Annotated in this window: 16 protein-coding genes and 1 tRNA gene; 1 reads left to right on the top strand and 16 read right to left on the bottom strand. The window is 44.5% G+C overall.

Annotation, left to right across the window (positions count from 1 at the left end):
* Positions 1 to 36 precede the first annotated feature (36 nt).
* From ACK28X_RS02660 to ACK28X_RS02645, 4 genes are read right to left on the bottom strand one after another with little or no spacing between them, the layout of a single operon-like run.
* Positions 37 to 810 carry an enoyl-CoA hydratase gene (locus tag ACK28X_RS02660; protein WP_412058117.1) on the bottom strand — a complete coding sequence of 258 codons (774 nt, stop codon included), beginning with the start codon at positions 808 to 810 and terminating at the stop codon, positions 37 to 39.
* Between the two features lie 44 nt (positions 811 to 854).
* Entirely contained in the window at positions 855 to 1,742 is an 888-nt protein-coding gene (gene mmsB, locus ACK28X_RS02655; protein ID WP_412058116.1) for a 3-hydroxyisobutyrate dehydrogenase, read from the bottom strand.
* A gap of 22 nt (positions 1,743 to 1,764) precedes the next feature.
* Positions 1,765 to 2,892: an acyl-CoA dehydrogenase family protein gene (locus ACK28X_RS02650; RefSeq protein WP_412058115.1), complete on the bottom strand. Its 1,128-nt coding sequence runs from the start codon at positions 2,890 to 2,892 to the stop codon at positions 1,765 to 1,767.
* A 12-nt stretch (positions 2,893 to 2,904) separates the two neighbouring features.
* Positions 2,905 to 3,147: a hypothetical protein gene (locus ACK28X_RS02645; RefSeq protein ID WP_412058114.1), complete on the bottom strand. Its 243-nt coding sequence runs from the start codon at positions 3,145 to 3,147 to the stop codon at positions 2,905 to 2,907.
* A 162-nt stretch (positions 3,148 to 3,309) separates the two neighbouring features.
* Between ACK28X_RS02645 and ACK28X_RS02640 the strand changes: the two genes are divergently transcribed.
* Entirely contained in the window at positions 3,310 to 4,332 is a 1,023-nt protein-coding gene (locus ACK28X_RS02640) for an AraC family transcriptional regulator (protein WP_412058113.1), read from the top strand.
* A gap of 9 nt (positions 4,333 to 4,341) precedes the next feature.
* Here the strand turns inward: ACK28X_RS02640 and ACK28X_RS02635 are convergent.
* From ACK28X_RS02635 to rplU, 12 genes are all read right to left on the bottom strand, one after another.
* A tRNA-Met gene (locus ACK28X_RS02635) sits at positions 4,342 to 4,418 on the bottom strand.
* A gap of 109 nt (positions 4,419 to 4,527) precedes the next feature.
* Positions 4,528 to 6,702, bottom strand: coding sequence for an anthranilate synthase component I (locus ACK28X_RS02630; protein WP_412058112.1), 2,175 nt, complete (start codon positions 6,700 to 6,702; stop codon positions 4,528 to 4,530).
* A gap of 218 nt (positions 6,703 to 6,920) precedes the next feature.
* Complete coding sequence (locus ACK28X_RS02625; RefSeq protein WP_412058111.1) at positions 6,921 to 7,718, bottom strand: TrmH family RNA methyltransferase; 798 nt, start codon at positions 7,716 to 7,718, stop codon at positions 6,921 to 6,923.
* Positions 7,719 to 8,147: 429 nt separating this feature from the next.
* The gene (locus tag ACK28X_RS02620; RefSeq protein ID WP_412058274.1) at positions 8,148 to 8,624 is read right to left on the bottom strand and encodes a F0F1 ATP synthase subunit B; all 477 of its coding nucleotides are present in this window, start codon (positions 8,622 to 8,624) and stop codon (positions 8,148 to 8,150) included.
* Positions 8,625 to 8,633: 9 nt separating this feature from the next.
* On the bottom strand, positions 8,634 to 9,209 hold the full coding sequence (locus ACK28X_RS02615) for a F0F1 ATP synthase subunit B (RefSeq protein WP_412058110.1): 576 nt from the start codon (positions 9,207 to 9,209) through the stop codon (positions 8,634 to 8,636).
* Positions 9,210 to 9,408: 199 nt separating this feature from the next.
* Positions 9,409 to 9,657: a F0F1 ATP synthase subunit C gene (locus ACK28X_RS02610; protein ID WP_412058109.1), complete on the bottom strand. Its 249-nt coding sequence runs from the start codon at positions 9,655 to 9,657 to the stop codon at positions 9,409 to 9,411.
* A 55-nt stretch (positions 9,658 to 9,712) separates the two neighbouring features.
* Positions 9,713 to 10,471 carry a F0F1 ATP synthase subunit A gene (locus ACK28X_RS02605; protein ID WP_412058108.1) on the bottom strand — a complete coding sequence of 253 codons (759 nt, stop codon included), beginning with the start codon at positions 10,469 to 10,471 and terminating at the stop codon, positions 9,713 to 9,715.
* Between the two features lie 11 nt (positions 10,472 to 10,482).
* Positions 10,483 to 10,956, bottom strand: a complete 474-nt coding sequence (locus tag ACK28X_RS02600) for an AtpZ/AtpI family protein (protein ID WP_412058107.1) — start codon at positions 10,954 to 10,956, stop codon at positions 10,483 to 10,485.
* Positions 10,957 to 11,267: 311 nt separating this feature from the next.
* On the bottom strand, positions 11,268 to 11,528 hold the full coding sequence (locus ACK28X_RS02595; protein ID WP_412058106.1) for a hypothetical protein: 261 nt from the start codon (positions 11,526 to 11,528) through the stop codon (positions 11,268 to 11,270).
* Positions 11,529 to 11,984: 456 nt separating this feature from the next.
* Positions 11,985 to 12,698: a GNAT family N-acetyltransferase gene (locus tag ACK28X_RS02590; RefSeq protein WP_412058105.1), complete on the bottom strand. Its 714-nt coding sequence runs from the start codon at positions 12,696 to 12,698 to the stop codon at positions 11,985 to 11,987.
* Positions 12,699 to 12,802: 104 nt separating this feature from the next.
* A complete protein-coding gene (gene rpmA / locus ACK28X_RS02585) occupies positions 12,803 to 13,072 on the bottom strand; it encodes a 50S ribosomal protein L27 (RefSeq protein ID WP_412058104.1) in 270 nt (89 codons plus the stop codon).
* A gap of 175 nt (positions 13,073 to 13,247) precedes the next feature.
* On the bottom strand, positions 13,248 to 13,643 hold the full coding sequence (gene rplU, locus ACK28X_RS02580) for a 50S ribosomal protein L21 (protein WP_412058103.1): 396 nt from the start codon (positions 13,641 to 13,643) through the stop codon (positions 13,248 to 13,250).
* Between the last annotated feature and the right edge of the window lie 19 nt (positions 13,644 to 13,662).

Below are 13,662 nucleotides of genomic sequence, written 5' to 3'. Positions count from 1 at the left end.
AGAGACTACATATTACCCAACAAAGCTATCCTTTGCTTAGCAGTGTTTAAAAACAGGCGACCGCTTTTCCACAAAGGCTGTTAATCCCTCTTTGCGATCCTCAAATGCAAAAAGAGACTGGAAAAGACGTCGCTCAAAAAGCAAACCCTCCTGAAGCGATGTTTCTTCAGCACGCCCTACAGCCTCCCTTACCATCATCGCTACCGGAAGTGACATATTAGCAATAATTTGAGCACTGCAGAACGCTTCATCTTCCCATGTTATGGAATCTACTACCCGCGCCACCAATCCGCTACGTTCCGCTTCTTGAGCATTAATTAATCGCCCTGTTAAGCACATTTCCATAGCTTTAGCGCGCCCTACCAGTTTGGCCAAACGTTGTGACCCACCCATACCTGGCATAAGACCAAGCTTAATCTCAGGTTGACCAAACTTAGCATCCGAAGCGGCAATAATAAAATCACACATCATTGCCAACTCACAGCCACCACCCAACGCATAACCTGCAACAGCTGCGATTTTTGGCGTGCGCAAACTAGAAAAACGCTGCCAAGCAGCAAACCAATCAGCAAGATAAAGCTCTACAAAGTCAGCGTTTTGCATTTCTTTAACATCAGCCCCCGCTGCAAATACACTTTCAGAACCACGCACTAGCATACAACCAATATCACGGGACTGATCAAAAGCTTCTGCTGCTTCGATCAGTTCCTGCGTCAATTGCTGATTAATAGCATTAAGCGCCTTTGGTCGATTTAATTGGATGATCCCAACCCGTCCTCTTTGTTCCACCAAAATTGTTTGATACGCCATATTAATCTCCATCTAATTGGACTTTTCTATTCCTTCGGGCATGACTAAGAATTTCTCGCCTGAAAAAGACTGATGATGGCCGAAAAATCCTCTCCGCCATGGCCTTGTTTTTCATAAAGACCAAACAAATGCGCCGCCGCGGCTCCTAAAGGCGTATGGACACCCGCCAATAATGCAGCTTGCTGAGATAATAAGAGATCTTTCACCATCAAGGACATCGCAAAACCAGGCTGATAATCGTAATTAGCAGGGGCGCTTGATACAGGTCCAGGAACAGGACAGTTGGTTGTTAAAGCCCAACATTGCCCCGAAGATACTGATGCAACATCATAAAGCGCTTGATGCGATAGACCCAATTTTTCTCCCAATGTAAAAGCCTCGCAAACGCCCAGCATGCTAATACCCAAAATCATATTGTTGCAGATCTTTGCCACCTGCCCAGCCCCCTTTTTCCCGCAATAAATGATCCGCTTGCCCATAACGCCTAACACGCCCTGAGCCCGTGCAAAGGCGCTCTCACTGCCTCCGACCATAAAGGTAAGCGTTGCATTTTCTGCCCCCACCGTGCCGCCTGATACTGGCGCATCCAGTGTGAGATAACCACTCGTTTCTCCCAAATTATGCGCCATACAGGCGCTTTCCACATCAATGGTTGAGCAATCTAGTAGCAGCACCTCCTCTTTGAGAGAGGGCAAAATTTCCTCCCATACACTGAGCACATGTTTGCCGGCTGGCAGCATGGTGATAACGATATCAGCCCTACTTACAGCCGCGGGGTTTGACTCCGCAATCTCCACACCTGCCAGCGCCGCTTGGGCACATGCCGCAGACGAGAGATCCATCCCCACTACAGGATAGCCGGCTTTCACAAGGTTAGCGGCCATGGGACCCCCCATATGTCCCAACCCAATAAAACCAATCGTTTCTTTCATGACATACTACTCCTATTACCCTCTAGAGATCACGAGCGATGACGAGGCGCTGGATTTCACTTGTCCCTTCATAGATCCGGTTAATCCGCGCATCACGATAAATACGCTCAAGCGGAAAATCGTTCAGATATCCGTACCCCCCGTGAATTTGCAAAGCGTTTGAACACACTTTTTCCGCCATTTCTGAAGAATAAAGCTTGGCCATGGACGCCTCTACCAAGCAAGAATGACCCGCATCACGCAACAGCGCAGCGTGTAATACCATTTGGCGAGCCACCTCAATTTCCATTTTCATATCAGCCAACATAAAAGCCAAAGATTGGTGCTCAACCAAAAACTTACCAAAAGCGCGGCGTTGCTTTGCATAATCACGCGCAAGTTCAAACGCCGCGCGCGCCATACCAACCGCCTGAGCAGCAATACCAATACGACCCCCCTCGAGATTTGAAAGCGCAATCTTATAACCCTCCCCTTCCTCACCCAATAAATTTTCAGCGCTAATTTTCATATCAGTAAATGCCAATTGGCAAGTATCAGAGGCATGAAGACCCAATTTTTCTTCCACCCGGACCACATGATAACCTTCACTATCCGTAGAAACAATAAAGGCAGATATGCCATTTTTACCTTTTTCTCGAGCTGTCACCGCAAAAACAATGATAATATGGCCATTTTTACCCGAAGTGATGAATTGCTTTGCGCCGTTGATAATATAATATTCGCCTTCTCTGCGAGCGTGCGTCAATAAATTGGAGGCATCCGATCCTGCTTGTGGCTCTGTCAAAGCAAAACCGCCCACCCATTCACCACTTGCCATTTTTGGCAAATATTTTTGCTTTTGCGCTTCGTTTCCATATTTAACAATAGGAACACAACCAACCGATGAATGCACGCTCATAATTGTAGAGCATGAGGCATCAGCTGCAGCAATCTCTTCTAAAGCCACGGCATAAGGCACAAGACCAGTTTCGATACCACCATAGGCCTCAGGTACTAACATTCCCATGAAGCCTAAAGCTCCCAATTGTTTTAACTCTTGAAAAGGGAAACGCTTTTCCCGATCCCGCATCCCTGCCCCCGGGACTAAACGCTCTTGTGCAAAATCGCGAGCCATATCACGAATTTGCTGCGTTGTTTCATTTAAGATCATTAACCCCTCCCTCTATTTCCTGGCGCATAAGATAGCCTTAATGCGCTTTTGGTAGAAAGCGGGGGCGTTAATCATATTTTCTATGCTCCCCGCTACCACGACATCAGCACTTTTGACGCTTAACATATCATGAACCAATTTGATCGCTACAGCACCCAAAGTGGGAGCTACTACGCCCTTAAAATCACCATGAAATTGCGCAATAAGAACACGTGCAGCCCCTAAAAATAACGATGGCGTCATCTTTTTATCCATTGCCTCTCCCCTTTAGGTAACATCCCCAAAGAAATTACCCTTTACCTATCCTCGGAGGTTCTTTTTGCGGTAGCCTTCACTCTAAAACGATTTATGATAGTATTCCATAGCCAAATCGCTTAATATAGATGAGCGCTTTTGCCATAAATTAGGAGGCTTTTGGTGATCAAGCGAGATCTCATCGCTAAAACCTTTGTGCTTGATGCTTTAAAAGCAATCCAAGAAGGTCCCCGCGGCCGCCCAATAGATAAGGATATCTTAGCCCTTGCCCCTCTAACCCAAGACTTCGTCACCCCAGAAATCTATGGCGCCTTTTGGCTTGCCGCGGCGCAACACTTAGATGATGAATTTTTAGGGCAAGCAGCCCGTCCAATGCGATGCGGTAGCTTCACGCTTTTAGGACATGCAGTTTTGCATGCCAACAATTTGCGACAAGGGCTTGAACGCGCTTTGCGATTTTTAAAAATTACCCTCGATTCCCCCAGTGCCCGCCTTATTTATGAACACTCCCCCACAAAAAATTACAATCATAAAACACTCGCTTATCTAGTTATTGATAATGATAATGTATTATCAGCTTTTTCTTATCGCCTTTTACTTATCGTACTCTACGGAATTATGCGACTTTTACTTGGAAGATCTCTACCACTCACAGCGGTGTACATGCGCTGCCAAAAACCAACGCATACCAATGTCTATAACCACTTTTTTGATACCAAAGTCACTTTTGCAGCCGTACAAAGCGGAGCGGCTTTCCCTGCTTCTTATCTGAACCTTCCCGTGCGGCAAACCCCAGAAAGTTTGAAACAATTTTTACGTGCTGCCCCCGCTAATATGTTACGCCTTCACGACCTGCCAAAAGGTATAGTGCAACACATTGAGACACAGCTCGTCGAAAAAGACTATAAAGCTTGGCCAAGCTTCACAAACCTTGCACAAACACTCCACCTTTCACCCGCTACCTTGCGACGGCATTTAGCGCAAGAGGGTTATACCTATCGCCTCATTAAGAATAAACTGCGCTGTGCTCGAGCCCAAGACTTATTAAACCAAGGAGAGAATGTCGCCAATGTTGCAAGCGCTCTTGGCTACGAAGAACCGAGTGCTTTCTATCGTGCTTTTAAAAAATGGGTAAATGATAGCCCTGACCACTACCGTAAAACCTATCAACGCAAGGGTAAATGATAGATTATATGGTAGCGGAGGAGGGATTCGAACCCCCGACACAAGGATTATGATTCCTCTGCTCTAACCTACTGAGCTACTCCGCCATGACCCGCCATAATATCCAACAAAGACACTGGATGAATACGGGTTTTGTTGGGTGGGTATAAAATCTCTTCGTACTGGTGTCAAGCGCTCTGCTGGTTTTTATTACTCTCATCCATCCTGTTTCCCTACCAAATGGTACAGAGCACCCAGTTGCGTTACTACATTCTCAATAATACGGAAACCTGCATTTCTTCCCAAACTCATAATCGATTCTGGATGAAATTGTACCGCTGCCATAGGTGCCGTTTTATGTGCAATAGCCATAATTACTCCATCTTCACTACGCGCCGTCACACGAAAACAAGCCGGTAGATGTGCTTCGTCAGCGTAGAGTGAATGATAGCGGCCTACCGCCAATTCAGGCTCCAATCCCGCAAAAATCCCTTCTTTTTCTAAGATCTTAATACGCGAAGGCTTACCATGCTTAGGATATGGTAATTGTGCTAATTTTCCGCCATAAGCTTCAACCAAAGCTTGTAATCCCAAACAAACCCCGAAAATCGCAATACCACGAGCCCGCGCGCTTTCAATCTGCGCTGTGCAATTGAAATCTTTCGGACGGCCTGGTCCAGGCGAAAGTACAACCACAGATGGATTGACCGTTTCAAATACGCCATCCGTCACCGGCGCACGCATAGTTACCACTTCTGCCCCTGTCTGACGAAAATAACCTGCCAAGGTATGAACAAAAGAATCCTCATGATCTATGAGCAAAATCTTTACTCCATCACCCTTTTTTATATTATTTTTGCTATAAAAAGCCTCCTGTTTACAACAGGTTTCACGCAAGGCATCCAACAAGGCCGAGGCTTTAAGCCGTGTCTCTGCTTCTTCGGCCTCTGGGTCGGAATCATAAAGTAAAGTAGCACCTGCCCGTACCGAAGCGACACCCTTTTGAATGCGAACAGTACGCAAAGTAAGACCCGTATTCAGATCACCATTAAAATGCACCATCCCCACCGCGCCGCCGTACCAAGCGCGCGGACTCTTTTCATGGGCTTCAATAAAACGCATAGCTGCCAATTTTGGCGCTCCTGTTACTGTCACCGCCCAAGCATGCGAAAGGAAGGCGTCTAAGGCGTCTTTATCCTTGCGTAGACGGCCTTCTATATGGTCGACTGTATGGATCAGGCGCGCATAAAGCTCAATTTGCCGACGCCCTATAACCCGCACCGAACCGGGCTCACACACACGACTTTTATCATTACGATCCACGTCCGAACACATGGTAAGTTCGGCTTCTTCTTTTTCAGAATTTAGCAAGATACGGATCTGTTCACTATCGGCAATGGCATCTTCTCCGCGAGCTATAGTACCAGAAATCGGGCAGGTCTCAACCCGCCGCCCTGCCACGCGCACAAACATCTCAGGCGAAGCACCAATCAAATATTCCTCTTCCCCCAAATTTATAAAAAAAGAATAAGGTGAAGGGTTGATCTCTTTTAACTTTTTAGAAATCTCTGAAGGCTTTGCTCTAATGGGTTCAAAAAAATTTTGCCCTGGCACCACCTCAAAAAGATCTCCACAAGCAAAACGCTTCTTGGCCTCTTCCACAAGGGCGGCATATTCCCCTTGCGCATGGTCACTTGCAACCAAATTTTTATCGCATGGCGTGAAAGGTAGCACTTCACCCCCACGCGCCAAGCCTTGAGTGCTTTCGCCTTCATAGAAAAAATCATAAGAATCTCTATAAGCTTGGCCGGTATAATGATCAACGACATAAATGCTATCAGGCAAATAAAGCACCAAATCACGCTGCTCAGGGGGCCGCGGCAGTTGATAGGCAACAGGCTCTAATTGGAAAGCAAGATCATAACCAAAAGCGCCATAAAGACCAAGGTGACTATCCTCTTGGGAAAAGAAAAAGCTTTGCAAAAGGCGCAACACACTAAACACTGAAGGACGGCGAAGACGTTCTTCCTCACTAAAGCGCTGATCAAATTTTTTAACTCTTATATTCAAAAAATGGGGTGAAGATGCCCCCCTTTCTAGATATGCAACATCTGAAAAAAGCGGAGCAATCATGGCTAGCAATACAACCCCACGAGCGTTAAGCGCAGTGAGTTTCACATCTTGAGAATGACTTGTTACCACTAAAGGTGGATCAATAATCCCCGTATCCCAACGAGTATAACGCCCTGGATATTCGTAGTTAGAAGAAAAAATCGCTCCCCGCCGGCTATCCAGCCCCGCGATCAAGGTACTTAATGCACCCTCATAAAGAATAGATTCGCGCGTTCTTATAATGCGCAAACCGGCCGCTGTTTGATATTCGTGTTGCATTATTACCTTCTCCTATTCCCCATAGCGCAGCCATACACAGATCACGCACAAACACACGAAGAAAGCAAAAAGCCGCTTTATTCGCGGCTTTAATCTCCAAACAACACGCAAAGAGACAACCACTATTTGCGGCGACACCAACCAAAAAAATAGAGCGTAAATTTACCCATATAATTTTATATCAAATCCGAAAGTGACCGTCAATAAATAGAAATTTTCTAATTGAGACGACTATGGTCAGAGAAATAGGAAAAACAAATACCAGTAATACTATCAATGCTAATATTATCAAAATTAAATGCCACGGGAATACGTAAACTATGAACTGGTTGTATATCCTCTATTATGCCAGGACCAAATAAAAGGGCACTCCGCGCGCCTAGTTGCACCTCGTGCAAATAGATTGACGCATGCGAAGTTATAGCATAAATCTGAAAACCAGCGCGGCTTAAATCACCCATAATCGTTTTCTTATCCTCGCCTCGTGTAAAAGGAAGCTTTAAGCTTGCTCCACATGATAATTTAATCGTATCATGATCCAAAGGATCAAAAGTCATTTTATCTAAAATAACACCATCAGCAGCAAATAAAGCAGCGTTGCGGAAAATTGCCCCCATATGAGACTTATCGTTTATCCCGCACAAAACTGGCACAAGAGCCCTTTTCGGCATTGCCTTTAAAAACCCTTCCAGACTTGGCAAAGGCTCTCGGCTACTTACCGCCAAAATTCCACAATCAACACGAAACCCCACCAATTCATCAATCATTTTTTGGGTAACACAATAAATAGGAAAGGCTGTCCCCCTCTTTTCAAGCAATGGCATCATTTCTAAAAGCCGAGCTGCTACTATCAATAAAGAGCGCAAAGTAAAGCGATTAGAATCTAAAAGTGTAGCAATCGCTTCTTTACCCTCAGCAATAAAAAAAGACGTATCCTGATTTACGCCGCGCAGATGGCGATAAGCATTTAAGCGCGAATCATCCAAATCATAAATTGTCGTAATATCTAGTCGCATAAAACAAGCTTAACAAAATATGGTTAAAACTTTACAATAGTCGCGGCTCTCCTAAGCAACACCTAAAATAATAAAAAAATATTATGCTATTAATATGGATAAAAATAAACCATGGGTTGAAATGCAATTGACATATTACAACCTATGAGATAGTAATAGAATCACCGAGACATTACATTGTATCGGTTGCAGGTTTTTAGGTCCCCCGCTATTTCCTATGCCTGCAGTCCCCCGTAAAAGGGGGAAGAAAGTCCGGGTTCCCAATACCCGGACTTTTCTATATTTGACCCCTAAAATGCTATCACTAGCCTCTCTACCGTATGGTTAGTTATGGGTAAAACAATGGTTAAAAAAATATACTTATATAATAAGCCACGTTGATTAGAAAAATCACCGTGGCTTAAGATAAAGTTTTGAATGCCAATAATTTTATATAAATTCTTTTACTTTGGCGAGTGAGTCTTTTATGATGAGACTTCCACGTTTTTTATCAAGGCTCGCCTCAAGTACCTTTCCAGCAGCGATAATGGCCTTATCAACAGCCGCATTACGTACAGCTATCAGCACATCTTTTTCAGCTTGAGCGATTTTTTGCTCAGCGAGTTTTTGACGCCGCGTTACATATTCTGCTGTTTTTATATGCGCCTCACGGGTAAGAGCTTCAGCCTCATGCTGTGCTTGAGCGATAATATCCTGCGCTTCTTTCTCTGCTTCAACACGTTTGCGCTGATAATGAGCTAATACTTCTTGGGCTTCTTCTCGCAAACGCCGCGCCTCATCCAATTCATCACTAATTTTTTTAGCACGCTCGTCAAGGCTACGTACCACTAAACTCGGTACTTTGACAATCATTAAGATCGCGATAAAAATGATGAGACTAATAAAAGCCCAAAAAGAATCTGTCATCATCTGCTCCTATATGCGCCCCTGTTTAACAGCCGAACGCACGACTGCTGGATCCACAGAAATGCTACTCAAGGCTTCAACAATTTCAACCGCTGCTTCTTGAGCAATCTTATCAACACTTACCATAGCCTTATCGCGGATCTTACTAAGATACGCTTCTGCTTCTTGCAATTTTGTGTCAAGCATAATTTCTAAAGTCTGACGTTCTTTCACTGCTTTGGCTTTCGCTATTTCATGCGCGGTTTGAGCTATAACATGAGCCTTAGCACGAGCTTGAGTAAGTTCTTTTTCGTAGATCTCAATAACGTTATCAGCATCTTGCTTCATGCGAGCAGCTTTATCAAGATCTGCTGCAATGCGATCTCGCCGTGTTTCGATAACTCCACCAATGCGCGGAACAATAACACGCGCGATAAACACATAAAACAGCCCAAAGAAAATTAAGAGCCAAAATACATGCGAGCCAAAATAGCTAAAATCAAAAGGCGGAAAAACCCGCGCCCCCTGTGCTACCGTTCCTCGCAAAGGCGCGGCGACTGGTTCTGCAGAATCTATAGCCTGTGCAAAAGCGCTAGACACAAACATCTTGTTTTATCCTTATCCTTACTTTAAGCGACCGCGCCATAATCGCCATCGCGGTCGCTTGCCCGCTATCATGCAAATTCTACCGCTACAGCAGTGGAAAATTTTAGCATGTAGATACCAATTTATACTAGCCAGCCCGTTTGAAGAGGCATACAAACCAGCAAAAGGCAAAGGGCCCGCTTATAGGCGGGCCGTAAAATTAAACCGCAAACAACAACAACAAGGCAATAAGCAAAGAGAAAATGCCTAAGGCTTCTGTCACAGCAAAACCAAATACCAAACGTCCGAATTGGCTATCAGCGGCGGTTGGATTGCGTAAAGCACCCGAAAGATAGCTACCAAAAATATTGCCAAGACCCAAAGCTGTACCAGCCATACCAAAACAAGCAAGACCAGCGCCAATATATTTTGCTGCAAGCGCTAATTCTGTTCCTTGTGCTAAGTCCATATCATTCTCCTTTAAAACAAGATCGTATAAGTAAGAGGGAAACCCCACCCATTAATTAATGGCCTGGATGTACCGCATCATTAAGGTACATACAGGTCAACACGGTAAAAACATAGGCCTGCAAAAAGGCCACCAAAAATTCAAGTGCAGTAATAGCAACAGTCATAACCAAAGGCAAAACTGACCCACCGACACCAATTGCTCCCATACCTACAAGGCTAACAACGAACCCTGCAAAAACCTTGAGGGTAATATGCCCCGCCAACATATTAGCGAATAAACGAACCGAAAGGCTGATAGGACGCGAGAGAAAAGAAATAATCTCAATCATCATCACCAAAGGTAAGATCACAACAGGGACACCGCTTGGCACAAAAAGTCGTAAAAACCCTAAGCCATGCTTGAAAAAACCATAGATAACAACGGTTAAAATTACCAACATAGCTAAGGCAAACGTAATTACAATCTGAGAAGTCACCGTATAAAAATAGGGAAACAAGCCAAGAAAGTTAGCCACCAAAATAAACATAAATAGAGAAAAAACAAACGGGAAAAAATGCATTCCCTTACTACCCGCCGATTCTCGCAAGGTAGACGCGACAAACTCATAGGCCATTTCTGAAACCGATTGCATACGGCTTGGAACAAGCGCTTGCCGCGCCGAAGCAATAAAGAGAAAAATAGATGAAACTACTACCGCCAATAATATAAAGAGCGATACATTGGTAAAAGATAAATCTAAGTTCCCCATTGACACATGGATTAACTTAGAAACCTCAAACTGGTGAATCGGATCCGGACTATGTGATACCACCTTAACCTCATCTATTGGGACGTATCGTCCCCCTTATTATTATTTGACGCGCTAGTTTCATCCAAACGCTTAACGTTTTGTTGCCCGACCTGGCTTGGAGGAACATGCCCCGCAGCTCGCAAAACGTTCAAAATTCCCGCTGCAAAACCCATAAAAAGAAAAAATATCAAACCCCAAGGGCTTAAACCTAATATTTTATCAAAGCCAAGCCCCAACACAACGCCAACCACAACAGCCGCCAGAAACTCACTTGAGAGCTTAATTGCCTGACCAGCATTATTTGAGGCACTTCTAGCTTTAGGCTTTATTTTGCCTTTTGTCCTATAACCCTTGCGCGCTAAATTGGCTGCGAGGGTATGACGCCTTTGTTCAAGTTCTTCTTCCTGTTCACCCAAATGGGCAACCGTGTTTCCTTTTTGACCTTGATACCCAGCATCTTCTGTGACGGAAGGGACTGGCGCAGCAGGTTTCTTACTCTTTGCCATATCTTCACTCCTGCATAATATCAAAAGCCAAGACCTGACCTAATAAATTGGGTGCAACATATTGTGACATACGCCATTCGTCAAGCCATAACTTAACTTTGAACGCGCATTTTACAAGCTCTTGCTCTATCCCCGCTCTCCTGCCGTCTTATTGTGCTCCAACTCTAACAATTCACCTCTAAGCGATCTTATGCTAACGACCCTATACACGAATCAGGACAGCGCGAATCGCTCCCTTTATAGAAGAGGGCTCTCCTTCAAGACAACAAAAAATAAACGCGGAAATAGAGCCAAAGAACAGAAAGTATGTCTTACCCTTGCTCAGATGTGACCATATTTTTCACAGCCAGCGGTATACCTTCAACCTTTTGGACTGAAAAAACCGAAAGAACCATTAAGCCAAACGCCAATAGACCCGTTAAAACAGAACCGCTACGTTTTTTAGCCTTAACAAGAGTTGGTGCTAGATAAAAGCGCCCTTCTGGTGTATAATAATAGCCAGCATATTTAGGCATTAAGCAAAGCCGATTTGATAAAGCTGAATTCTCTTTGCCTTCATCCATCTTTTTCATCTTTGCACTTCCTATTACTTATTATTAGGTAAGCTTCTCACTCTGAAAAACGCCTCTTATCCTCCTTAACGAAAAGGCCTTTATTTATGGTTAAAACACTCAATAATAGTGTGCCCTATTGTAGGGTCCAGAATTATCACCCTGAAAAAAATAATTACTAATGCTTTTGGCATTTTAGAGGTTTTCCTTGCCTCAATCTGTCTTCCGCAGGACGAAAAATTATCTCCACGCCACTTGATAAGGTTGGCTTTGCCTTTTAGGCCTTGCTATAATTGGCGCTATTTTAGCTTATCAATTACCTCATGGCGATAGGAAGCTAGGCTATGCACAAGGAGAGTTTTCTTTACCTATCATTACCTCCAGCACGCTAAAGAACTCGGCCGCTTTATACGCAAAATTTTAATAATTCAACTTTGCATAAGACCCCTTAATGATTTACCAAGCAAAACACATTTTCTAAAAGCCACAATGAATAAGCCAACGCTCACGGTTCAGTATAAAAGCCTCCATCGTAGAATCCCCATCCCCTGCGCAAGCAGCTTCGTCAAATGGCAAAAATCCTACTTTTTCTAATACCCGTTTCGAGGCGAAATTATACGGCAAGCAAAAGGCATAAAGAGCTACTATTGGCGTAACCCGAAAAGCCATAGCTACCAAAAGTTCTGCCGCTTCTGAAGCATAACCCTTTCCCCAAAACGGTGCACCAATCCAATAGCCGACTTCATAATCGGTCTTATTTAACCGACAAGGGTGTAAATCGCACACCCCAATAAATTGACCCGTCTGCTCTAACGTTACTGCGTAAACGCAAAGGCCAATCTTACCTGCCAAAGCTTTCTGAAGAAAAATTTCTGCATCTTGTATGCGATAAGGAGCAGGGAAAGACGTAGTCGACTGCAGTCGCGGATCATTCGCCAATTCTGCCATAGGAATACAATCATCAATATGAAGACGCCGCAATAAGAGGCGGCGCCCTATCAAAACAGGGCAAGCAATCAAAGAAGCAGGATGCTGCCCGCTATCCACTGTGGACTTTAGACTATCGCCTGCATATGGCGTAGCATTCCCCTTTAACAAAAGAGCCTTTCGCTCATTAGTATTTTTGAGAAATTTATTCCTCAACCTCTCTCCATCCGCCTCAATAAATTCCTCATAAATCTGTCTGCTCATTGTATCCTCCAACGCAAATAGGGAAAGATGTTCCCATCTTTCCCTATTCTTTAAAGGCTATCGCCGGGATCCATGGGACACCGGCTATTTAAAGAGCATCCGGTCTACTCTGCGGCCCCTGCCATCGGAAGCACCGATACAAATGTACGCTTATTGGCTTTTGCGCGGAACGCAACTGTACCATCAGTAAGCGCAAAAAGAGTATGATCTTTGCCCATACCAACATTGTCTCCAGGATGCCATTGGGTGCCGCGTTGCCGGATAATGATATTTCCGGCAATCACAGCTTCCCCACCAAATTTTTTCACACCAAGACGTTTGGATTCTGAATCGCGTCCGTTACGCGAAGAACCACCAGCTTTTTTGTGTGCCATCGCTGTTCTCCTAAACCTTTCCACACCCACATAGGGCGGATTATCTCTTTATTACAATTGAACGTTGGGAAACCATAAAACCTTATGCTAACGCTCAATGTATCCTAGTTTAACTTACACGACAAGCTTACCATTAAAATAGGCCTAAAACCAAACTAACGGCCTTGTCCATTCCCTATTCGGCTGCTACTTCAACAGTTTTTGCTACCTTTTTCGGGGTGTTTTTTTTCGATTTTACGCTTGTACCTACGATCTCTACGATACGAATCGTACTTAAGTCTTGGCGGTGCCCGCGTGTACGCTTAGAGTTTTGCCGACGCCGTTTTTTAAAAGCAATAACCTTTGGCCCGCGGCTCTGTGCAACAATTTCAGCGCTCACTACAGCATTTTCTACAAAAGGCGCTCCAATTGTTGCTGTTTCGTCGCCGCTCACCAATAAAACTTGATTCAACTCTATTTTATCGCCAGCTTCACCGCTAAGCCTCTCAACGCTCAGCACCTGACCCACCACAACGCGGTATTGCTTGCCACCAGTTTTTACGACTGCGAACATTTTTATCCTTTCGTTCATCCAGTCTCCCTCCATAGGC

Origin of the sequence: Bartonella sp. DGB2 (assembly GCF_046843095.1) — a bacterium.
Classification (GTDB): Bacteria; Pseudomonadota; Alphaproteobacteria; order Rhizobiales; family Rhizobiaceae; genus Bartonella.
The sequence above is the reverse complement of the archived record's forward strand: the minus strand, read 5'-3'. Positions and strand labels throughout refer to the sequence as shown.